The organism is Streptomyces pluripotens (genome assembly GCF_000802245.2).
GTDB lineage: Bacteria > Actinomycetota > Actinomycetes > Streptomycetales > Streptomycetaceae > Streptomyces > Streptomyces pluripotens.
Map to the genome: position 1 here is coordinate 1,603,814 of NZ_CP021080.1, position 20,793 is coordinate 1,624,606.

Annotated in this window: 25 protein-coding genes; 6 read left to right on the plus strand and 19 right to left on the minus strand. The window is 71.2% G+C overall.

The genetic code is table 11. From position 1 onward, the window contains the following. Positions 1-82: 82 nt before the first annotated feature. The 5 genes from trpM to LK06_RS07095 form a co-directional block, all read right to left on the minus strand. Positions 83-310 carry a tryptophan biosynthesis modulator TrpM gene (trpM, locus tag LK06_RS35200; RefSeq protein WP_071659316.1) on the minus strand — a complete coding sequence of 76 codons (228 nt, stop codon included), beginning with the start codon at positions 308-310 and terminating at the stop codon, positions 83-85. A 22-nt stretch (positions 311-332) separates the two neighbouring features. Continuing rightward, positions 333-1,142, minus strand: a complete 810-nt coding sequence (gene trpC / locus LK06_RS07080; RefSeq protein WP_039655948.1) for an indole-3-glycerol phosphate synthase TrpC — start codon at positions 1,140-1,142, stop codon at positions 333-335. 135 nt (positions 1,143-1,277) lie between these two features. Then, positions 1,278-1,712, minus strand: coding sequence for a DUF2752 domain-containing protein (locus tag LK06_RS07085; RefSeq protein ID WP_052270203.1), 435 nt, complete (start codon positions 1,710-1,712; stop codon positions 1,278-1,280). Positions 1,713-1,975: 263 nt separating this feature from the next. After that, positions 1,976-2,230 carry an HGxxPAAW family protein gene (locus tag LK06_RS07090; protein WP_039655946.1) on the minus strand — a complete coding sequence of 85 codons (255 nt, stop codon included), beginning with the start codon at positions 2,228-2,230 and terminating at the stop codon, positions 1,976-1,978. Positions 2,231-2,417: 187 nt separating this feature from the next. Beyond that, positions 2,418-3,056, minus strand: a complete 639-nt coding sequence (locus tag LK06_RS07095) for a TIGR02234 family membrane protein (RefSeq protein ID WP_039655945.1) — start codon at positions 3,054-3,056, stop codon at positions 2,418-2,420. Between the two features lie 259 nt (positions 3,057-3,315). On the opposite strand from LK06_RS07095, the gene LK06_RS07100 reads away from it, so the two are divergent. After that, positions 3,316-4,533 (plus strand): S53 family peptidase, encoded by a 1,218-nt coding sequence (locus tag LK06_RS07100; RefSeq protein ID WP_234367373.1) that lies wholly within the window; start codon positions 3,316-3,318, stop codon positions 4,531-4,533. Between the two features lie 6 nt (positions 4,534-4,539). Here LK06_RS07100 and LK06_RS07105 read toward each other — a convergent pair whose 3' ends face one another. Both LK06_RS07105 and hisI read right to left on the minus strand, forming a co-directional pair. Continuing rightward, positions 4,540-6,027 (minus strand): anthranilate synthase component I, encoded by a 1,488-nt coding sequence (locus tag LK06_RS07105; protein ID WP_039655941.1) that lies wholly within the window; start codon positions 6,025-6,027, stop codon positions 4,540-4,542. Between the two features lie 11 nt (positions 6,028-6,038). Further along, on the minus strand, positions 6,039-6,455 hold the full coding sequence (hisI, locus tag LK06_RS07110; protein ID WP_039655940.1) for a phosphoribosyl-AMP cyclohydrolase: 417 nt from the start codon (positions 6,453-6,455) through the stop codon (positions 6,039-6,041). Between the two features lie 82 nt (positions 6,456-6,537). Here hisI and LK06_RS07115 point away from each other — a divergent pair, with 82 nt between their 5' ends. Together LK06_RS07115 and LK06_RS07120 are read left to right on the plus strand one after the other, a co-directional pair. Next, the gene (locus LK06_RS07115; RefSeq protein WP_039655938.1) at positions 6,538-7,173 is read left to right on the plus strand and encodes a TIGR03085 family metal-binding protein; all 636 of its coding nucleotides are present in this window, start codon (positions 6,538-6,540) and stop codon (positions 7,171-7,173) included. Between the two features lie 10 nt (positions 7,174-7,183). Continuing rightward, entirely contained in the window at positions 7,184-7,582 is a 399-nt protein-coding gene (locus LK06_RS07120) for a VOC family protein (RefSeq protein ID WP_039655936.1), read from the plus strand. A 140-nt stretch (positions 7,583-7,722) separates the two neighbouring features. On the opposite strand, the gene hisF is transcribed toward LK06_RS07120, so the two are convergent. Genes hisF through hisD form a run of 8 tightly spaced genes read right to left on the minus strand, consistent with a single transcriptional unit; the run spans position 7,723 to position 13,432 of the window. Further along, positions 7,723-8,478: an imidazole glycerol phosphate synthase subunit HisF gene (gene hisF / locus LK06_RS07125; protein ID WP_039655934.1), complete on the minus strand. Its 756-nt coding sequence runs from the start codon at positions 8,476-8,478 to the stop codon at positions 7,723-7,725. Next, entirely contained in the window at positions 8,475-8,870 is a 396-nt protein-coding gene (locus LK06_RS07130; protein ID WP_039655932.1) for a RidA family protein, read from the minus strand. Before LK06_RS07130 ends, hisF begins: the two co-directional genes overlap by 4 nt. Beyond that, on the minus strand, positions 8,867-9,592 hold the full coding sequence (gene priA / locus LK06_RS07135; RefSeq protein ID WP_039655930.1) for a bifunctional 1-(5-phosphoribosyl)-5-((5-phosphoribosylamino)methylideneamino)imidazole-4-carboxamide isomerase/phosphoribosylanthranilate isomerase PriA: 726 nt from the start codon (positions 9,590-9,592) through the stop codon (positions 8,867-8,869). Before priA ends, LK06_RS07130 begins: the two co-directional genes overlap by 4 nt. Positions 9,593-9,595: 3 nt before the next feature. Beyond that, a complete protein-coding gene (gene hisH / locus LK06_RS07140; RefSeq protein WP_039655929.1) occupies positions 9,596-10,237 on the minus strand; it encodes an imidazole glycerol phosphate synthase subunit HisH in 642 nt (213 codons plus the stop codon). Further along, a complete protein-coding gene (locus tag LK06_RS33675; protein WP_039655927.1) occupies positions 10,234-10,398 on the minus strand; it encodes a hypothetical protein in 165 nt (54 codons plus the stop codon). Before LK06_RS33675 ends, hisH begins: the two co-directional genes overlap by 4 nt. A 3-nt stretch (positions 10,399-10,401) precedes the next feature. Continuing rightward, positions 10,402-11,004, minus strand: coding sequence for an imidazoleglycerol-phosphate dehydratase HisB (hisB, locus tag LK06_RS07145; RefSeq protein ID WP_039655925.1), 603 nt, complete (start codon positions 11,002-11,004; stop codon positions 10,402-10,404). After that, positions 11,001-12,110 carry a histidinol-phosphate transaminase gene (locus LK06_RS07150; protein ID WP_039655924.1) on the minus strand — a complete coding sequence of 370 codons (1,110 nt, stop codon included), beginning with the start codon at positions 12,108-12,110 and terminating at the stop codon, positions 11,001-11,003. Before LK06_RS07150 ends, hisB begins: the two co-directional genes overlap by 4 nt. After that, positions 12,107-13,432 (minus strand): histidinol dehydrogenase, encoded by a 1,326-nt coding sequence (hisD, locus tag LK06_RS07155; RefSeq protein ID WP_039655922.1) that lies wholly within the window; start codon positions 13,430-13,432, stop codon positions 12,107-12,109. Before hisD ends, LK06_RS07150 begins: the two co-directional genes overlap by 4 nt. Before the next feature lie 241 nt (positions 13,433-13,673). Between hisD and LK06_RS07160 the strand changes: the two genes are divergently transcribed. The 3 genes from LK06_RS07160 (at position 13,674) to ybaK (ending at position 16,753) form a co-directional block, all read left to right on the plus strand. Beyond that, positions 13,674-15,251: a hypothetical protein gene (locus LK06_RS07160; RefSeq protein WP_039655920.1), complete on the plus strand. Its 1,578-nt coding sequence runs from the start codon at positions 13,674-13,676 to the stop codon at positions 15,249-15,251. A 230-nt stretch (positions 15,252-15,481) separates the two neighbouring features. After that, positions 15,482-16,222 carry an LON peptidase substrate-binding domain-containing protein gene (locus LK06_RS07165; RefSeq protein ID WP_043406926.1) on the plus strand — a complete coding sequence of 247 codons (741 nt, stop codon included), beginning with the start codon at positions 15,482-15,484 and terminating at the stop codon, positions 16,220-16,222. A 30-nt stretch (positions 16,223-16,252) separates the two neighbouring features. Further along, on the plus strand, positions 16,253-16,753 hold the full coding sequence (gene ybaK, locus LK06_RS07170; protein ID WP_039655916.1) for a Cys-tRNA(Pro) deacylase: 501 nt from the start codon (positions 16,253-16,255) through the stop codon (positions 16,751-16,753). Between the two features lie 42 nt (positions 16,754-16,795). Here ybaK and LK06_RS07175 read toward each other — a convergent pair whose 3' ends face one another. The 4 genes from LK06_RS07175 to LK06_RS07190 all read right to left on the minus strand — a co-directional run bounded on the left by LK06_RS07175 (position 16,796) and on the right by LK06_RS07190 (position 20,691). Next, complete coding sequence (locus LK06_RS07175; protein ID WP_043406919.1) at positions 16,796-17,467, minus strand: hypothetical protein; 672 nt, start codon at positions 17,465-17,467, stop codon at positions 16,796-16,798. Positions 17,468-17,501: 34 nt separating this feature from the next. Next, complete coding sequence (locus LK06_RS07180; protein WP_039655914.1) at positions 17,502-18,323, minus strand: ABC transporter permease; 822 nt, start codon at positions 18,321-18,323, stop codon at positions 17,502-17,504. A gap of 64 nt (positions 18,324-18,387) precedes the next feature. Then, a complete protein-coding gene (locus tag LK06_RS07185) occupies positions 18,388-19,401 on the minus strand; it encodes an ABC transporter ATP-binding protein (protein ID WP_052270197.1) in 1,014 nt (337 codons plus the stop codon). Positions 19,402-19,470: 69 nt separating this feature from the next. Further along, entirely contained in the window at positions 19,471-20,691 is a 1,221-nt protein-coding gene (locus tag LK06_RS07190; protein ID WP_039655911.1) for an NYN domain-containing protein, read from the minus strand. Between the last annotated feature and the right edge of the window lie 102 nt (positions 20,692-20,793).

Below are 20,793 nucleotides of genomic sequence, written 5' to 3' on the forward strand. Positions count from 1 at the left end.
CACTGATCGCCGTGGGGGCGGGAGTGCGTCAGCCGGCCGCCGGCCTTCTGCGGCTGGCTGGGTGACTGTGACAAGCCACGTGTTAGCCGGTGACGGCCACGCGGCGGAGCCGCGTGCGTCGGAACAGCCCCGCGCCCCTACAGGGGCGCTGCCATCGCCGTCCGTTGACCTGTCCGGGTTCGTCACCGATGACGTACCTGACCCTGCGACCGTGTACCCGGCGGGCGGGCGCGCGGCAGCCACGGGGGCGGCAACCACGCGCGAGGCGGGCGTGCCGGTCGGTGGCCGTCGGGGTGATCGCAGGCGTCATCGGAGCCAACCCTACCGGCTGGTCAGCCCCTGCCGTGCCGCAGCGCGGGGTGTTCGCCCGCGGCCACCAGGTCGGAGACGGCGGCCTTCGGGTCGCGCCCGGTGACCAGGGACTCGCCGACCAGGACCGCGTCGGCACCAGCGTTGGCATAGGCGATCAGGTCGTGCGGTCCGCGCACTCCGGACTCGGCGACCTTCACGATGTCCTCCGGGATCTCCGGGGCGACCCTCTCGAACGTGCCGCGGTCGACCTCCAGCGTCTTCAGGTTGCGGGCGTTGACACCGATGACCCGGGCACCCGCGTCCACGGCCCGCTCGGCCTCGTCCTCGTCGTGCACCTCGACGAGGGGGGTGAGCCCGATGGAGACGGCCCGCTCGATCAGTGACTCCAGGGCCGGCTGTTCGAGGGCGGCGACGATCAGCAGCGCAAGGTCGGCGCCGTACGCCCGGGCCTCCCACAGCTGGTAGGAGGTGACGATGAAGTCCTTGCGCAGGACCGGGACGTCCACGCGCGCGCGGACGGCCTCCAGGTCGGCGAGGGAGCCGCCGAAGCGACGCTGTTCGGTGAGGACGGAGATGACGGCCGCACCGCCGGCCTCGTAATCCGCGGCGAGCCCGGCCGGGTCGGCGATCGCGGCCAGTGCGCCCTTGGAGGGGCTGGAGCGCTTGACCTCGCAGATCACCTTGACGCCGTCGCCCTTGAGCGCGGCCACCCCGTCCTTGGCGGCGGGGGCCTTGGCCGCGCGCTCCTTGAGCTCGTCGAGGCTGACGCGCGCCTGCCGCTCCACGAGGTCGGCCCGGACTCCGTCGATGATCTCGTCGAGCACACTCACGCGAGCGGCCCCCTTCCAGACGGTGGTTCCTTCAGGTTCTGAAAACCCGTGGTCACTGCGATGGTATCCGGAGCACCGCGGCCACCTCGCATCCGGTGGACGGCGGTCCCACCACCTGGACGACCCACCGGCCGGTCACGGACGCAGCCAACCGCCGAACGGCAGGTTGCGAACAACGGTGAAGACCAGCAGCAACGTGCTCACCACCCACAGCTGTGCCGGTCCAAGGTCGAGGCGGACCGGTCTCCCGCGCACGGTGCGGACCACCCAGACGGTCCAGAGCACGGCGAAGACCAGGTACCCGGCCACGCCCGGCGCGTTGTCCCGCAGAGCGGCGAGAAAGTCGCCGTGGATGAAGGCGTGCGCGCTACGCAGTCCACCGCAGCCGGGGCAGTACAGACCGGTGAGCTGGTACAGGGGGCAGACCGGGTAGTGGCCGGGCTCGCCCGGGTCGACGGTGCCGACCCAGGCGAAGGCCCCGGCTACGACCGCGAACAACCCGACCGGGACGGCGAGCCGCCGCCAGACGGGGGCGGACGAGACGATCTGCGCGACCGGGGCCGGGGCCAGGTCGGTGGGGCGGTCTGCGGTCACGTTGGCGGTCACGTCCGCATTCTGCCGCGCCCGCCCGGCAGGCGCGCGCGGAGTGACCCGCACGGGCAGGTGGAGCAGTACGTCTGCCGCCCGGCACGCGCGCGCAGTGGCCAGGACGGAACGGGGCCGCCCCCTCCGGTCTTGCGTGGTGTGCACCGCAACGGGCGGCCCGGACAGGGCGAGGGGCGGTCGGCACCCGCCAAGGTGCCGGCCGCCCCTCGCCGGGAAGCCGTGGGGGCTCAGCCCTTGACGCCGGCCGGCTCGCGGGTCGCCACGGGCGTGCTCTGGACGGCGTAGGTCTGCTTCGGCTGGCCGAGGCCCATGGCACGCATGATGCCGCCGACGACGGGGCTGAGGAGCACGAGCGCCATGCCGGCCCAGAAGCCGGCCGGCTGGGCCATGACCATGAAGGCGCCCGCGACGCAGAAACCGATGAAGGCGATGATGACGCCGGTCCAGGCGGCCGGGGTGTGACCGTGGCTGCTGCCCGCCATGACTTGCTCCTCGTTGCTGTGTACGTGTCGAAGTACGTGTCCGTACGGTTCCGAGCCCGCCCGTCACTGCCCGAGCCGGTCGCTCGTCGACCATTGTCCCGTACGCGCGCCGCTGCCGGACGCGGGGGTGGCGTCTGTTTCACCACACCCACCCGCGGGCGCGGGTGGGTGTGGTGAGCAGCCGGGTTCAGGCCCCCGTGGGGTCCTCGCCGCGGTCCAGGGCCTTCCAGATCTCCTCGGGCCGTTCCGGGTCGACCGGCCGGGCCGTACGCCGCGGGCGGCTGGTGCCGCGCTCATAGCGTCCGGACATGGCGGGCCACCGGGCGCCGTAGCGCAGGGCGAGCAGGCCGGCGAGCAGGATCAGGACGCCGCCGGCGGCCGCGACGTAGGGCCAGCCGGTGTGGGTGAGCGCGCCGACCGCGGCGGAACTGTCACCACTGGCCTGGGCGGCCTTGTCGTCCAGCACGGAACCGTCGGAAGCGGCCACGAGGGCGGAGGCGGTGATTCCGGCGCCGGAGAGTGCGAGCAGAAAGGCGACCACGAGGCGGCCGGCCTTGCGGACGGCGAAGACGGCGACGAGCGCGGCGAGGCCCACTATGGCGAGGGCTGCCGGGACGCCCGTGACGTCACTGCCCTTCGCGGTCAGCGGGAACGCGCCGCCGGCCACCGTCGCGGAGCCTTCCGCCCAGCGCTGCCGGCTGGCGAGCAGTGTCACGGCCGCGCCGAGCGCACCGCACAGGAGGGCCACGGCGAGGCTCCGCCGGCCGGACCGACTGGGCGCGGCGGCTTCGGAACGGGGGTGAGGTACAGCAGTCACGTACTCCACTATCGCCTGAACCCCGGGCGGATCGTCACCCAGGGTCTGTCAACCCATGGTCGCGTCGACTTTGCCCCATGGCAGCCCCAGGAAACGGACACGTACTGCCCCGGAAAGGCAAAGCAACGTTTCTGCTTCAACCTCCATCTTGTTGTCGTGCTCAAGACATACGTAGGTTCTGCGCGGCCCCGGCGCACACCCCGCGCCACGGGTCGTACGGCGCACCCCCCACACCTCTCCCGGTACACCCACCTCGCGGAGGATCACGTTGCGCAGAACCATTTCCCTCACGGCCGTGGCCGCCCTCGCCACGGCAGCCCTCGCCCTGGCCGCCCCCGTCGGCCAGGCCGCCCAGGCCACCTCCCCGGCACGTGGCGTCTCCGTCGCCCACGCCTGTGCGCTCCCGACGGAGAAGGGCGTCATGGCCTGTAACGCCCTCCAGGTCACCGCGGGCACCCCGAAGTCGGCACTCGCCGAAACCCACCTGACGGCCGCCGCCACTCCTTCCGGCTACGGCCCGGCCTCGCTGCAGGCGGCGTACAACCTGCCCTCCGCGAACGGCGGTTCGGGCCAGACCGTGGCGATCGTCGACGCCTACGACGACCCGAACGCCGAGTCCGACCTCGCGGTCTACCGCTCCCAGTACGGTCTGCCTGCCTGCACCACGGCAAGCGGCTGCTTCCAGAAGGTGGACCAGAACGGCGGCACCCACTACCCGCACGGCAACTCCGGCTGGGCGGAAGAGATCTCGCTCGACCTCGACATGGTCAGCGCGGCCTGCCCCAACTGTCGGATCCTGCTGGTGGAGGCCAAGACCGCGTCCATGACCAACCTCGGCACGGCCGTCAACACGGCGGTCGCACGGGGCGCGAAGTTCGTCTCCAACAGCTACGGCGGCTCCGAGTCCTCCAGTGACGCGACGTACGACTCCACGTACTTCAACCACCCCGGCGTCGCCATCACCGTCTCCTCCGGCGACAACGGCTACGGCACCGAATACCCGGCGTCCTCCAGGTACGTAACGGCGGTGGGCGGTACGTCCCTGAACACCGCGTCGAACTCCCGGGGCTGGACCGACACGGTGTGGAGCGGGGCGGGCTCGGGCTGCTCCACGTACGACGCCAAGCCCGCCTGGCAGTCCGACGGCGGCTGTGCCCACCGCACAGTCGCCGACGTCTCGGCGGTCGCCGACCCGAACACCGGGGTCGCGGTCTACGACACCTACCGGCAGGCCACCGGCTGGATGGTCTTCGGCGGCACCAGCGCATCCTCCCCGCTGATCGCGGCGGTCTACGCACTGGGCGGCGCCCCGTCCTCCGGCTCCTACCCGGCGTCCTTCCCGTACGCGCACACCTCGGCGCTCTACGACGTCACCAGCGGCTCCAACGGCAGCTGCGGCGGATCGTACCTGTGCACCGGCACCACCGGGTACGACGGGCCCTCCGGGCTCGGCGTCCCGAACGGCACCGCCGCGTTCACCGGCTGAACGGCTCTATGAGCTGAGTCGGTTGGCGGTGTGCACCGCGCGGAGGACCGCCGCCGCCTTGTTGCGGCACTCCTGGTCCTCCGCCACCGGGTCGGAGTCGGCGACGATGCCGGCTCCGGCCTGCACATACGCCGTGCCGTCCCGCAGCAGCGCGGTGCGGATGGCGATGGCCGTGTCGGAGTCGCCGGCGAAGTCCAGATAACCGACGCAGCCGCCGTACAACCCGCGCCGGGACGGTTCGAGTTCGTCGATGATCTGCATCGCGCGCGGCTTGGGAGCTCCGGAGAGGGTGCCCGCCGGGAAGCAGGCGGTCAGCACGTCGAAGGCGGTACGGCCCTGCGCCACTTTGCCGGTGACCGTCGAGACGATGTGCATCACGTGCGAGTAGCGCTCGATGGACATGAAGTCGACCACCTCGACCGAGCCGGGCTCACAGACCCGGCCCAGGTCGTTACGACCGAGGTCCACCAGCATCAGGTGCTCGGCACGCTCCTTGGGATCGGCCAGCAGTTCGTCGGCGAGAGCCTGGTCCTCCTGCGGCGTGCTCCCCCGGTGCCGGGTACCGGCGATGGGGTGGACCATCGCGCGCCCGTCCTCGACCTTGACCAGAGCCTCCGGGGACGAGCCGACGACGTCGAACCCGTCGAAGCGGAAGAGGTACATGTACGGCGAGGGATTGGTGGCCCTGAGGACACGGTAGACATCCAGCGCGCTCGCCGTGCACGGGGTCTCGAAACGCTGGGAGGGCACGACCTGGAAGGCCTCGCCCGCGCGGATGCGTTCCTTGATGTCCTCGACGGCCTCCCGGAAGTCAGCACCGCCCCACCGCGCGGTGTACTCGGGCAGCTCGGAGGGCGGCAGGACGGCCGGGGGCTGGGCCACCGCGCGGGTGAGGTCGGCCTCCATCGCGTCCAGGCGGGCCACCGCGTCGGCATAGGCATCGTCCACACCCGTGTCGAGGTCGTTGTGGTTGATCGCGTTGGCGATCAACAGGACCGACCCCTCCCAGTGGTCCATCACGGCGAGGTCGCTGGTCAGTAGCATGGTCAGCTCGGGCAACCGCAGGTCATCGCGCTCGCCGGGGCCGATCTTCTCCAGACGGCGGACGATGTCGTAGCCGAGGTAGCCGACCATGCCGCCGGTGAAGGGCGGCAGGCCCTCCTGGTGCGGAGTGTGCAGGGCCTGGATCGTGGCGCGCAGCGCCACCAGCGGGTCGCCGTCAGCCGGGACGCCGACGGGCGGGGTACCGAGCCAGTGGGCCTGTCCGTCGCGCGTGGTGAGGGTGGCGGAGCTGCGGACGCCCACGAAGGAGTACCGGGACCATTGGTATGCGGCACGGCCGTTCTCCGCGGACTCCAGCAGGAAGGTGCCGGGACGCCCGGCGGCCAGCTTGCGGTAGAGCGCGACCGGGGTGTCACCGTCGGCGAGGAGCTTGCGGGTGACCGGGATGACGCGCCGATCGGTGGCCAGCTTGCGGAAGGTCTCAAGGTCCATGGAGGCAGACCCTACTGATCCGGGTTTTCCGAGTGCTCCTGACGGGCGCCCACGTCGGTGCCGTTCAGGAGCACGTCCTCGTCGAAACACGTGCGCGCACCGGTGTGGCAGGCGGCACCCACCTGGTCGACCCGGACCAACACCGTGTCGGCGTCGCAGTCCAGCGCGACCGACTTCACCCGCTGCACGTGGCCGGAAGTGTCACCCTTGACCCAGTACTCCTGGCGGCTGCGCGACCAGTAGGTGCAGCGGCCCGTGGTCAGCGTGCGGTGCAGCGCCTCGTCGTCCATCCAGCCGAGCATGAGCACCTCGCCGGTGTCGTACTGCTGGGCGATCGCGGGGAGGAGCCCGTCCGCGCTGCGCTTAAGGCGCGCGGCGATCTCCGGTGCGAGGCTACTGGGCCGGGGCGTACCGGTCGTGCTGGTCATGGGTGCCATTGTGCCGCGCCGCACCTGCGGTGCGGGGGCGCGTCCACTGGGCGGACCCGTTACCCGGTCGTAGGCTGGCTCCATGTCGACCTTTGCCAAGCGTGAACGGCTTTTGCTCGCCGACCTCTTGGAAACCACCGGCCCGGACGCGCCGACCCTCTGCGAGGGCTGGCGGGCCCGGGACCTGGCCGCCCACGTGGTGGTGCGCGAACGCCGCCCCGACGCGGCCGGGGGAGCACTGATCAAGCAGCTCGCCCCGCGTCTGGACCGAGTGATGGAGGAGTTCGCCGCGAAGCCGTACGAGGACCTGATCCAGCTCATCCGCACGGGTCCACCGAAGTTCTCGCCGTTCCAGCTCAAGCAGATCGACGAGGCAGCCAACACGGTCGAGTTCTACGTCCACACCGAGGACGTCCGCCGTGCCCAGCCGGGCTGGAGTCCACGCGAGCTGGACCCGGTCTTCCAGGACGCACTGTGGTCCCGGCTGGAGCGCGCGGCGCGGCTGATGGGTCGGGGGGCACCCACGGGCCTCGTGCTGCGCCGCCCGGACGGCCGGACAGCAGTGGCGCACCGGGGCACTCCGGTGGTCACGGTGACCGGCGAGCCGTCCGAGCTGCTGATGTTCGCGTACGGCCGGCAGGACGCGGCAGCAGTGGCGCTGGAAGGCGACCCGGACGCGATCACCCAGCTGCACGAGTCCAGACAGCTGGGCATCTGAGGCAGGCCCCATGATCAAGGTCGCGATGACCGGCGTATATGTGGACGACGTGGCACGGGCGCACGCCTTCTACACGGACGTCCTGGGTTTCGAAACGCGACTCCACAGGAACCTCGGCGATGACGCGCCGTTCGTCACGGTCGGGGCGCCCCAGGGGGCCCAGCCGGACCTCCAGCTGCTGCTGGAGCCCGGTCAGGGCCCGATCGCCGAGCCGTACCACGAGGCGCTCTACGCGGCCGGCATCCCGTGCATCGTCTTCTCCGTGGACGACCTCCGGGCGGAGTACGCACGGCTGAGCGGTCTCGGTGTCCGGTTCACGCATCCACCGCGGGAGCAGGGCCCGGTGCTCGCCGCGGTGTTCGACGACACGGTCGGCAACCTGGTCCAGTTGGTGCAGGCGAACGAATGAGCGGTCACCGGGGCGACGCGGCGAGCGTGACGCCCCACCGAGGCGGCATACGGCCAGGCTGACCAGCTGAAAGGCCGCGGCCACCCGTCTGGGTGACCGGGGCGGGGTGACGGTGCCGTGTCACCGCATGTCACTACGTGTCACCGCACCGGATGGCCGGCCTCCCGCAGGGTCCGCTTCACCTCACCGATCCTCAGGTCACCGAAGTGGAAGACGGATGCGGCCAGCACCGCGTCCGCGCCCGCCTCGATGGCCGGCGGGAAGTCGGAGAGGCGGCCCGCGCCGCCCGAGGCGATCACCGGGACCGTGACGTGCTTGCGGACGGCCGCGATCATCTCCAGGTCGTAACCGTCCTTCGTGCCGTCCGCGTCCATGGAGTTCAGCAGGATCTCGCCGGCGCCCAGCTCGGCCGCGCGGTGCGCCCACTCCACTGCGTCGATGCCGGTTCCGCGACGGCCGCCGTGGGTCGTCACCTCGAACGAGCCGGACCCGGTACGGCGGGCGTCGACCGACAGGACCAGCACCTGGCGGCCGAAGCGCTCGGCGATCTCACGGATCAGGTCCGGGCGGGCGATCGCGGCGGTGTTCACGCCCACCTTGTCGGCGCCCGCCCGCAGCAGCTTGTCCACGTCCTCGGCCGTGCGGACGCCGCCGCCAACCGTCAGCGGGATGAACACCTGCTCGGCCGTGCGGCGCACGACGTCGTACGTCGTCTCCCGGTTACCCGCGGACGCCGTGATGTCCAGGAACGTCAGTTCGTCGGCGCCCTCGGCGTCGTACACCCGGGCCATCTCGACGGGGTCGCCCGCGTCGCGCAGGTTCTGGAAGTTGACGCCCTTGACGACCCGGCCGTTGTCCACGTCCAGGCAGGGGATGACTCGTACGGCCAGGGTCATGCGGTAACTCCTCGGAACGCCTCCACCTCGACCTCGACGACCAGGCTGGGGTCCACGAAACCGGAGACGATGATCATCGTTGCGACCGGCCGAACGGTGTCGAACAGCTCCTTGTGAGCCCGCCCGACCTCGTCCACGTCCCGTGCGTGCGTGATGTACATGCGCGTGCGCACGACGTCCGCGCGGCCGAGTCCCAGCCGCCCCAGGGCGTCCAGTGCGACGTTGAAGGAGTTGACCGCCTGGTCGTAGGGACCGCCTCCGGCGATCTGCCCGTCCACGATCGACGTGCAGCCTGCCACCAGCACCAGACCGTTCGGCAGTTCCACCGCACGTGCGTAGCCGAACTGCTCTTCCCAGGGCGCGCCGCTCGTCACACGTCGTACGTCGCTCACCGGGCCACCGCCTGAAGGGCCTCTTCCAGGGTGAACGCCTTCGCGTACAGGGCCTTGCCGACGATGGAACCCTCGATACCGAGGGGTACCAGCCCAGCGATGGCGCGCAGGTCGTCCAGGGACGACACGCCGCCGGACGCCACGACCGGACGGTCTGTCGCCGCACAGACGTTCTTCAGCAGTTCGAGGTTGGGGCCCTGCAGGGTGCCGTCCTTGGCGATGTCGGTGACGACGTAGCGTGCGCAGCCCTCCTTGTTGAGGCGCTCCAGCATCTCGTAGAGGTCACCGCCGTCGCGGGTCCAACCGCGGCCGCGCAGGGTCGTACCGCGCACGTCCAGGCCCACCGCGATCCTGTCACCGTGCTCGGCGATGACCTTGGCGACCCACTCGGGGGTCTCCAGGGCGGCCGTGCCGAGGTTCACCCGAGTACAGCCGGTGGCGAGGGCGGCCGCCAGCGAAGCGTCGTCCCTGATGCCGCCGGAGAGTTCCACCCTGATGTCCATCGCCTTGGTGACCTCGGCGATCAGTTCACGGTTGTCCCCGGTTCCGAAGGCCGCGTCCAGGTCGACCAGGTGCAGCCACTCGGCGCCGGACCGCTGCCAGGCGAGGGCTGCCTCCAGCGGGGAGCCGTAGGAGGTCTCGGTCCCGGACTCGCCGTGCACCAGGCGGACGGCCTGGCCGTCACGGACGTCGACGGCGGGGAGGAGTTCGAGCTTGGCCATGGTCTACAGGGTTCCGATCCAGTTGGTGAGGAGCTGGGCACCGGCGTCGCCGGACTTCTCGGGGTGGAACTGGGTGGCCCGCAGGGCGCCGTTCTCCACGGCGGCCACGAAGCGCTTGCCGTGCGTCGACCAGGTGACCTTGGGGGCCTCGATCATCGGGCTCTGGCTCTGGAGGGTCCAGTCGTGGACGGCGTAGGAGTGCACGAAGTAGAAGCGGGCGTCGGCGTCGAGGCCGGCGAACAGCTCGGAGCCGGCGGGCGCGTCGACGGTGTTCCAGCCCATATGGGGCACCACGTCGGCTTCAAGCGGTCCGACGGTGCCGGGCCATTCCTCCAGGCCCTCCGCCGCCACGCCGTGCTCGATGCCGCGCGCGAAGAGGATCTGCATGCCGACGCAGATGCCCATCACCGGTCGTCCGCCGGACAGTCGACGGTCCACGACCCAGTCGCCGCGGGCCGCACGCAAGCCCTGCATGCAGGCGGCGAACGCACCGACACCCGGCACCAGCAGGCCGTCGGCGTTCATGGCCTTGTCGAAGTCGCGCGTTATCTCGACGTCGGCACCCACGCGGGCGAGGGCGCGTTCGGCGGAGCGGACGTTCCCGAAGCCGTAGTCGAAGACGACCACTCGCTTGGCCGCACTCAATTCCACACCTCCAGCCGCATGACGCCCGCGACGAGACACATGGCCGCACCGATCGACAGCAGCACGATCAGGCTCGTGGGCATCTTCTGCTTGACGAAGGAGATGATGCCGCCGACCAGGAAGAGGCCGACGACGATCAGGAGGGTCGAAAGACCGGTCATGGGTTACAGCGCGCCCTTCGTCGAGGGGAGGATGCCGGCCGCGCGGGGGTCGCGCTCCGACGCGTATCGCAGCGCCCGGGCCAGCGCCTTGAACTGGCACTCCACGATGTGGTGCGCGTTGCGCCCGTACGGCACGTGCACGTGCAGCGCGACCTGTGCCTGAGCGACGAAGGACTCCAGGATGTGCCGGGTCATCGTCGTGTCGTACTCGCCGATCATCGGCGCCATGTTCTCGGGCTCGGTGTGCACGAGGTAGGGACGGCCTGACAGGTCGACGGTGACCTGGGCGAGGGACTCGTCCAGCGGGACAGTGCAGTTGCCGAAACGGTAGATCCCGACCTTGTCGCCGAGTGCTTGTCTGAAGGCGGCACCCAGCGCGAGGGCGGTGTCCTCGATGGTGTGGTGGGAATCGATGTGCAGATCACCGTCGGTCTTCACGGTCAGATCGAACAGACCGTGCCGCCCGAGCTGGTCGAGCATGTGGTCGTAGAAGCCGACGCCGGTGGCGATGTCGGTCCTCCCGGTGCCGTCGAGGTCGATCTCGACCAGCACCGAGGTCTCCTTGGTGGTGCGCTCGATTCTCCCGACGCGGACATCGCGAGTCATGCCTGGAGCTCCTTCTTCAATTCCCGTACCGCGTCGAGGAACGCGTCGTTCTCCTCCGGGGTGCCGGCGGACACCCGCAGCCATCCCGGTACGCCGTTGTCCCGGACCAGGACGCCCCGGTCGAGGATGCGCCGCCAAGCGTCGTGAGCGTCGCCGAACCGGCCGAACTGCACGAAGTTCGCGTCGGAGTCGGTCACCTGGTAGCCGGCCGCGCGCAGCTCGGTGACCAGCCGATCCCGCTCCGCCTTCAGCTGCTCGACATACTTCAGCAGCGTGTCGGTGTGCTCCAGGGCGGCCAGGGCGGTCGCCTGGGTGACCGCCGACAGGTGGTACGGCAGCCGGACGAGCTGGACGGCGTCCACGACCGCCGGGTGCGCGGCCAGGTAGCCGAGTCGCAGACCGGCCGCGCCGAACGCCTTCGACATCGTTCGCGAGATGACGAGGTGCGGCCGGCCCGCCAGCAGCGGCAGCAGCGAGTCGCCGTGGCTGAACTCGATGTAGGCCTCGTCCACGATCACCATCGACGGCTTGGCCGCCTGCGCCGCTTCGTACAGCGCGAGCACCGTCCCAGGCGGCACCGTGTTACCGGTGGGGTTGTTGGGGGTGGTGATGAAGACGACGTCCGGCTTGTGCTCGGCGATGGCCTGCTCGGCGGCGGCGAGGTCGATGCCGAAGTTCTCGTCCCGCGGGCCGGAGATCCAGCCGGTGCCGGTGCCCCGGGCGATGAGCACGTGCATCGAGTACGACGGCTCGAAGCCGATGGCCGTACGGCCCGGTCCGCCGAAGGTCTGCAGCAGCTGCTGGATGACCTCGTTGGAGCCGTTGGCGGCCCACACGTTCTCCATGCCGAGCGGGTACTTCCCGGTCCTCGTCAGGTACTTCGCCAGCTCGGTGCGCAACTGCACCGCGTCCCGATCGGGGTAGCGGTTGAGGTCGCGAGCGGCCTCCCGCACCCGCTGTGCGATCCGCTCGACCAGCGGCTCCGGCAGCGGATAGGGGTTCTCGTTGGTGTTCAGCCGCACCGGCACGTCCAGCTGGGGCGCGCCATAGGGGGACTTGCCGCGCAGCTCGTCCCGCACGGGAAGATCGTCGATTCCGGAACTCACTTGCTCTCAGGCACCTTCCAACCGAACCGCGCCTTGACCGCCGCACCGTGTGCTGGCAGGTCCTCCGCTTCGGCCAGCGTCACCACGTGGTGCGCGACCTCGGCGAGCGCGTCCCTGGTGTAGTCCACGATGTGGATGCCACGCAGGAAGGACTGCACGGACAGGCCTGAGGAGTGGCAGGCGCAGCCGCCGGTGGGCAGCACATGGTTGGAGCCGGCCGCGTAGTCGCCGAGGGAGACGGGGGCCCAGGGACCGATGAAGATCGCGCCGGCGTTGCGCACCCGGTGGGCCACCGCAGCGGCGTCGGCCGTCTGGATCTCCAGGTGCTCGGCGCCGTACGCGTCGACCACCTTGAGCCCTTCTGGGACGCCGTCCACGAGCACGATCGCGGACTGCTTGCCCGCGAGGGCCGGACGGATCCGGTCCTCGATGTGCTTGGTGGCAGCGACCTGCGGCTCCAGTTCCTTCTCCACCGCGTCCGCGAGTTCCGCGGAGTCGGTGACCAGGACGGCCGCCGCGAGCGGGTCGTGCTCGGCCTGGCTGATCAGGTCGGAGGCCACGTGCACCGGGTCGGCGGTCTCGTCCGCGAGGATCGCGATCTCGGTCGGCCCGGCCTCGGCGTCGATGCCGATCTTGCCGGTGAAGTACCGCTTGGCGGCGGCGACCCAGATGTTACCCGGACCGGTGACCATATCGGCGGGCGGACAGGACTCGGTGCCGTGGGCGAACATCGCGACGGCGGTGGCGCCGCCGGCCGCGTAGACCTCGTCCACACCGAGCAGGGCGCAGGCAGCGAGAATCGTCGGGTGCGGCAGGCCGCCGAACTCCGCCTGGGCCGGGGAAGCGAGCGCGATCGACTCGACACCCGCCTCCTGCGCGGGCACCACGTTCATGACCACGGAGGACGGATAGACCGAGCGGCCGCCGGGCGCGTACAGACCGACTCGCTCGACCGGCACCCACTTCTCGGTCACGGCACCGCCGGGCACGACCTGGGTGGTCTGCGTCGTACGGCGCTGTTCCCGGTGGACCAACCGGGCGCGCCGGATGGACTCCTCCAGGGCGGCGCGCACGGCGGGATCTAGGCCGTCGAGCGCGTCGGCCAGCGCTTGGGCCGGCACACGGACGGATTCCAGCCGTACTCCGTCGAATTTCTCGGCGAAGTCGATCAGTGCCGCATCGCCCCGATGATGCACGGCCTCGCAGATCGGACGCACCTTCTCCAGGGCGGCCGATACGTCGAAGTCGGCTCGGGGCAGCAGGTCGCGCAGGGCGGGGCCCTCGGGAAGGGCGTCGCCGCGCAGATCGATTCGGGAGATCACGGTCCCAATTCTCTCAGACCGGCGTCTGCAGCCGTTCGCGCGTATCAGTGGCTGATACAGAACCTGGCCGAAACCCGGAAGATCCCCTTCACCGTTAGTGTTCCGGGCGTCACGCACCGGGCATGAACAGGTGTACGACACAAGTTGATGCGCACGTGGGTCGAGCGGACGAGTGAAGAGCCGGGGAGAAACCGGAGAGAAGCCGGGGAGAAGAGAAAAGAGTCGGGGAGAAGGAAGAGTGGTGACCGAGGAGGCCGGCCTCCACGCCGGGGACCTGCCGGACGACCTGACCGCGACCGAGGCAGGCATGTGGCAGGCCTTCCGCAATGGCAGCGGATACGACCTGAGCAGCGGCGACGCCGTCGTGGACGATCCGCACGGCGGTCATCCCTGGGGGGCGGAGCGGACCGTGCGGGCGCGCACCATGGCGTGGCTGCTGCTGGACGGCCCGCCGGCACTCGCCGGCCGGGTCTGCGCCCTGAAGCTCACCGGTGTGCGGATCACCGGCACGCTGGAGCTGGCGGGCGGCACGGTCAGGCCGTACGTCGAACTGTGCGGCTGCCGCTTCGACGACGAGGTCCGGTTGCCGGAGACCCGGTTCACGACCGTGCGCATGGTGAACTGCTCGGTGCCGCGCCTGGAGGCGGCCCGCGTGCAGACCGAGGGCGACCTGCATCTGCCCCGCTGCCGCTTCCAGAACGGGATCCGACTGAGCGACGCGCACATCGGTACCGACCTGCTCCTCAACCAAGCGGTCGTGCACCGATACCGCACCGGCCGGTCGATCGCGGCGGACGGCCTGACCGTCGGACAGGACCTGCAGGCGGAGCTGCTGGAATCGCACGGTGAGCTCAGCCTGCGCGGGGCCCACGTCGGTGCCTCACTCAGTCTGCGTGGCGCGAGGCTGGTCAATCCGTACTCCCGTCTCGCCCTGAACGCGCCGCAGCTGACGGTCGAACGCACCCTCTACCTGACCCCGGCCGGTGTGGGCAGCACACTGTTGCGCGGTGCGACGCCCGCACGCGGGACACGCATCCAGCACTTCGAGTGCCGGGGCGGGGTGCGACTGGACGACGGACGGTTCGGGGACGCCGTCGACCTGGAGCGGGCGGGATTCGTCTTCACCGAGGACCAGGAGCTGTCGCTGCGCCGGGTGCAGACGCCCGAGCTGCGCTTTCTGGGGGACAAGCCGCAGCACGGCAAGGTCGTGCTGTCCGGCGCCCGGATCGTCACCCTGGTGGACCGCGCAGGCAGCTGGCCGGACTCCGGCAACCTGCACATGGGCGGGTTCACCTACGAGAACCTGGTCCCGCAGGGCCCCTTCCCGCTGACCCGGCGCCTGGACTGGGTGGCCGCGGCCACCGCGGAGTACGCCCCGGAGCCGTACGAGCGGCTGGCCGCGGTGCTGCGTGCGGCCGGGGAGGACGAGGACGCGCGCGAGGTACTGCTCGCCAAACAGCGCCGACGCTGCGAGACGCTGCCCCTGACCGCCAAGTTCCTGGGGTACGTCCAGGACTGGACGGTCGCCTACGGCTACCGTCCGGGTCGGGCCGCGGTGTGGATGGCGGTGCTGTGGGCGGCGGGCACGCTGGCGTTCGCACACGCCGCCCACCAGCCGGTGAGCCGCGACGGCCACCCCACCTGGAGTCCGGCCCTGTTCACCCTGGACCTGCTGCTGCCGGTGATCGACCTGGGCCAGCTGGGCCAGTGGCAGTTGCACGGCGCCTGGCAATGGCTGGCGACGGTGGTGATCCTGCTGGGCTGGACGCTGGCGACGACGGTGGCGGCGGGGGCGACCCGTCTGCTGCGCCGGAACTGACGGAACCCTCGCCAGTCGTCGGACCCTCGCACGGCCGCCCTCGCCGCAACCGACTCTCCGACGACCCGTTCGGCCAGTTCATGCGGCTGCGCGGGCAGTCCATGCGGCTGCACGAGCGCCGGTTTGCGGCCTCCGGACCCATTGCTCCCGGGCTCGTCCCGGTTCCTGCGGACCGCCCTCGGCCAGACCTTCGGACACGTTCCCGCCGGTGACCACTAGGCTGGGGCGCCGTGACCACCGTCCGTCTTCCACTCTTCCCGCTGAACTCGGTGCTGTTCCCGGGGCTCGTGCTGCCGCTGAACGTCTTCGAGGAGCGCTACCGCGTCATGATGCGCGAGTTGCTCAAGTCCCCCGACGAAGAACCGCGCCGGTTCGCCGTCGTGGCCATCCGTGACGGCCACGAGGTGGCACCGAGCGCTCCGGGTATGCCGGACCCAACGACACAGCCCGAACGGGGCCCGGCCGCCGGCTTCGGCCCCGACCCCGCCAACGCGTTCCACAAGGTGGGTTGTGTGGCCGACGCGGCAACCATCCGGGAACGGGCCGACGGCACGTTCGAGGTGCTGGCGACCGGGACGACCCGGGTGCGGCTGGTGTCCGTGGACGCCTCCGGCCCGTTCCTCACCGCGGAGCTGGAGGAGCTGCCGGAGGAGCTCGGCGACGAGGCGGGGGCGCTGGCCGAGGGCGTACTCCGTTCGTTCCGCCAGTACCAGAAACGCCTGGCAGGAGCACGCGAGCGCTCTCTGGCCACGGGGACGGACCTGCCGGACGACCCGAGCGTGGTGTCCTACCTGGTGGCCGCGGCGATGGTGCACGACACACCAACCAAGCAGCGCCTGCTCCAGGCCCCGGACACCGCCTCCCGCCTGCGGGACGAGCTGAAACTGCTGCGCTCCGAGACGGCCATCATCCGTAGTCTGCCGTCGTTGCCCGCGTTCGAACTGACGCGGACACCAACCAGCCCGAACTGAGCGGACGAGCGAAACCGAGGCCGGCACCTGATGGCGAAGAAGCCGAAGAAGCAGCAGTCCGCGGGTACGCCCGCGACGGTGGCCCTGACGGCCGCGGGTGTGGACTTCACGATCCACGCCTACCACCACGATCCCGCCCACCCCTCCTACGGCGAGGAGGCGGCGGAAGCGATGGGTGTGCCCCCCGACCGTGTCTTCAAGACCCTGCTGGCCGACGTGGACGGCTCGCTGGTGGTCGGTGTGGTCCCGGTGGCGGGGTCCCTGGACCTGAAGGCCCTCGCAGCGGCGGTGGGCGGCAAGCGGGCGGCCATGGCCGAACCGGCCCTCGCCGAACGCACGACCGGCTATGTCCGCGGTGGCATCTCCCCCCTCGGCCAGCGCAAGAGGCTCCGCACGGTACTCGACGACTCCGCCGGGGTCCACGCGACGATCTGCGTGTCGGCGGGGCGGCGGGGGCTGGAGGTGGAACTGGCACCGGCCGACCTGGCGAAGCTGACGGAGGCGGTGCTGGCGCCCATCGGGCGGGACTGAGCCGGATGCGGGCAGCCGGCGTCCCAAAGCGGCCCAGCCCCGCTACGGCATCGGCGCACCGTGGGCATGCTTCGGGTCCGGCCCCGGCGGATACGGCGGCTCCGGGTCCCGTGGTCCGAACAGCGCCGTGAGCCCGAGGTGCACCAGCAGCCCGGCGAGCGGCCACGCCAGCAGTGCGCCCTTCGCCGAGAGCTTCAACGGCGCCGGGAACGTCACGCCCTTGCCGACGGCCTTGGCGTGCGCGAGCACGTCGGACGTGGGCCCCAGCCAGATGCCCAGCCGCCACGCCACCAACGACCCGAGCAGGCCACCGACGCCCAGCGCGACCACCAGCGGCACACCTCCGCTGCGCCGCAGCAGGAACACCGCGACCGCGCTGACCGCACCGAAGGCCAGCCCGAGCAGCGTGAACGTTCCGTCGACCCCGATCGCCTGCTCGCCCTCGGTGTCCTTGAGGTAGACCACCCAGCCGTTGCCGAGCTCATCGCCGACCAGCGGCACGCGCGGCGCCAGCCACCACCACAGCAGTCCCAGCAGCACCCCACCGAGCACCGCCGCCAGCGTGATCACGGCGGCGTCCCGCAGTTCGGTCTTCATCCCGGGGCCGTCCTGTTCGTACCAGCCCGCGCCCGCCCCGGCAGGCGGAGGCGCCTGCCAGACCTGCTGCGCGGAGTCGTCGTGCGGTGGCGGAGGCGGATTCAGCGGTGCGGTCACCCTGACATCGTGCCAGGTCGTGCTGTGCGCCGCGTCACCGGACGGCGGCCCTGCGGTACGCCCAGGTCGCCACCGCCAACGAGACCATCCCGACACCCGCGCACACCCCCAGGTCGACGACGACGGCGGTCCAGTCCGGATCCGCCCCGAAGGTCCGCGCGTACGCCTCCACCCCGTAGGTGGACGGCAGCAGGTCCCGGGCCAGCCGAATGATCTCCGGCATCCGGTCGGCCGGCAGCACGCCCAGCAGCAGCGCCGCGGACATGCCCAGCTGTCCGAGCAGTGTGGCCAGCTCGGGCCTGGGTGCGAGCAGGCCACAGGCAGCGCCGAGCCCGGACAGCGCGGCCCCGGCGAGCGGAATGACGGCCAGCAGGATCCACAGGTTGGACAAGGGCAGCCCGAAGAGCACACATCCGAAGACGGCGGTCACCAGGGTCCCCGGCACGGTGAAGGAGGCATACGCCGCCGCCGCACCCAGCACCACCGCGGCCGGCGGGACGGGCAGCGTGGCGTAGTGATCGAGTCCGCCGCTGGCCCGCAGCTGCCCGAAGTACTGTGACAGCAGGTTCAACGCCACATACGCCACGACCAACACCGAGGCCCCCGCCACCACGGAGTGGGCCTCGCTGCCGCTGCCGACGACACCCCGCATCATCACGGTGATGCCGACGGACTGGAAGGTCGCCACGAAGAGCAGCGGGATGCGGGCCACCCGAGCCCGGGACAGCTGCGCCCGGTAGACGGCGGCCAGCGACGGCCACAACCGCGCGCGCGGCCCGAGTTCGGCCGCGCCCGGCGCCGTCACCGGTACGCCGTGGGCGCGTCCGGGTAGAACCTGGGCAGGTGGGACACTCACGACGAGCTGCTCCCCTTCCGTACGGCAGTCGCGTACTCCCCTACGCATTCCACGGTCCGTGCGCTCATGCCTTCACCAACCCCTGCCGGGCCGCGCCGCCCAGCGCCAGGTAGACATCCTCCAGGCTGGGTGTGGCGAGGGTGAAGTCGTCCAGGGCAGCGAACGCAGCCCCGCCGGTCACCGTGGCAACCGCGGCCCGGGCCTCCTCGGGCGCGAGCCGCAGCGTCCATCGCCGGCCGGACTCCACCGCGCGCTCGCGCAGTGTGGCGACCTCGGGCACCGCCAGCGGCGCCCGTTCCCGCCACACCAGCTCGACCCGCACCTCACCGGCGACCCGTTCCTTGAGCCCGGCGGGGGTGTCGCAGGCAATGACGCGGCCCTGGTCGAGCACGGCGACCCGGTCCAGTACGGTCTCGGCCTCAATGACGTTGTGGGTGACCAGCAGCACGGTCGTGTCGTGCTCGGCCCGGCGTCGGTCGACGGCCGCCCAGACCGCGCGCCGGGCCACCGGGTCCATGCCGGTGGTCGGCTCGTCCAGCACGAGCAGCGGCCGCTGCCCGACGAGGGCGGCGCCGAGGCAGGCGAGCCGTCGCTGCCCGCCGGACAGCTTCTTCAGCGCTCGCCCGGCGATCGGGGCGAGCCCCAGTTCCTCCAGTACGGCGTCGCGCTCGGCCCGGGCCCGGTGCACGTCCAGGCCGCGCAGACGCCCGGTGGTCTCGGCGGCGAGGGAGACGGTCAGCTCGTCCAGGGCGGAGGATTCCTGACCCAGGTAGGCGAGGAGACGTGCGGCTCGCTCCGGGTGCTTCACGATGTCGTGGCCGAGGATCTCGACGCTGCCGGCGTCCGGCCGCAGCAGACCGGTCAGCTGCCGTACGAGGGTGGACTTGCCGGCGCCGTTCGGCCCGAGGAGCCCGAAGACCTCGCCGCGCCGCACGTCCAGCTCGACCTCGTCGGTGGCCCGCACCTCGGGGGTGCCGGGTGCCCCGCGCCGCCCCCTGGCGGGCGGGTAGGTCTTGCTGAGCCCGCGCACGCGTACGACCGCGTCATGCCGAAGTGCCTGTCCCGCGCGCGTACTCACAAAGGACGAGAGTACGGGGTCGGGGGCCTTTACTCGCCTTTGGGGCCGCACCCGTCCCGCTGCCCGGATTCAGTCCCCGGTGCCCGCCTGTTCCGTCGCCGCGGGCACGTCGATCTCTCGCCAGAACCCTGCCCGGATGGCGTAGCGGTCGTGTTCGTCGATCTGGTCGTCCTTGTGCGCGAGCAGTCCGAACCGGGCCGCGTACCGCAGCAACTCTCCGTCGACACGGTGCGGGATGCGCGGGTACATCTGCGACAGTCGCTGCAGCTGGGCCTGGTCGCCAAGCCGGGACATCCAGCGACGGGCGAAGACCTGACCCACCTCGTACGGGTCGCCACCGACGGTGGTGATGTCCTCCTCCCGGTCGGCCCACCTCTGCTCCGCCGTGGTGAGCTGGGCGAGGGTCGGCATGGAGGCGGCCTCGGGCGGCTCGGTGACGACGCCGGGCCGGTCCACCCAGCCCTTGTCGGAGGACCAGCGCAGGGTCGCGGTTGCCGGATGCGGTGCGGACTGGCTTCCGGGTGCGCGGAGCGCGGCTAGGTCCTTGGGGGTGGGCACGCCCTTGGACGTGGGGACCCGCTCCTGGGCGCCGTTCTCCGTCGCCTCGGCGGCCTGTGGGTGCCTGCCCTGTTCGACGGGTCGTTCGGCGCCGGCGGCGAGTGCGGAGTCGGGCAGTGGCGCGGAGAGGATCGCGGCGATCTCGGGGCGGGGCGCGGGCGGCGGGGCGCAGACACCGGTCAGTTCCCTGGCGCGGACCGCCTGGGTGATCCAGGCCCGGTCCAGCACCCGTCGCTCATCGGCCTCGGCGACCAGGTCCTCGGACTGGTTGTAGTCACCGTCGGCTGCCTGAACGGCCCACAAATGAACGGCGACGCCGTGTTCCTTGGCGGCCATCATGCCCGGTAGCAGGTCACCGTCGCCGGTGACCAGGACGATGTCGGAGCAGGCACGGTTACGGGCCAGCTCGGTCAGCTCCGCGTGCATGGCAGCGTCCACGCCCTTCTGGGCCCAGCGTCCGTCGCTGCGGGTGAGCGCCCCGAGTCGGACGGTGACCCGGGGCATCACGCGCAGTCGCCGGTGCTCGGGCTGGGGGACCCGGTCGGGGGCGCCGTCGAACCAGTAGATGCGCAGGAGCGGGCGCTCGGTCTCCGACTCCGCGCGTTCGCGCAGCGCCTGGATCAATGCGGCGTGGTCGACGGAGATCCGGGACCGCGAGGGCTCACCGGCGAGAAGGCTGGCGGCGGCGCCCAGCAGGTACCCGGCGTCCACCAGGACGATGCAACGGTCCACGCGACTCACCCTCTTCCCGGGAGGTTTTGCTTCGGACTTCCTTCGAGTCTGCCCGACCGCGCAGGGGTTAACGGCCCGAACTCGATCTTCGGCGTGGCGTTT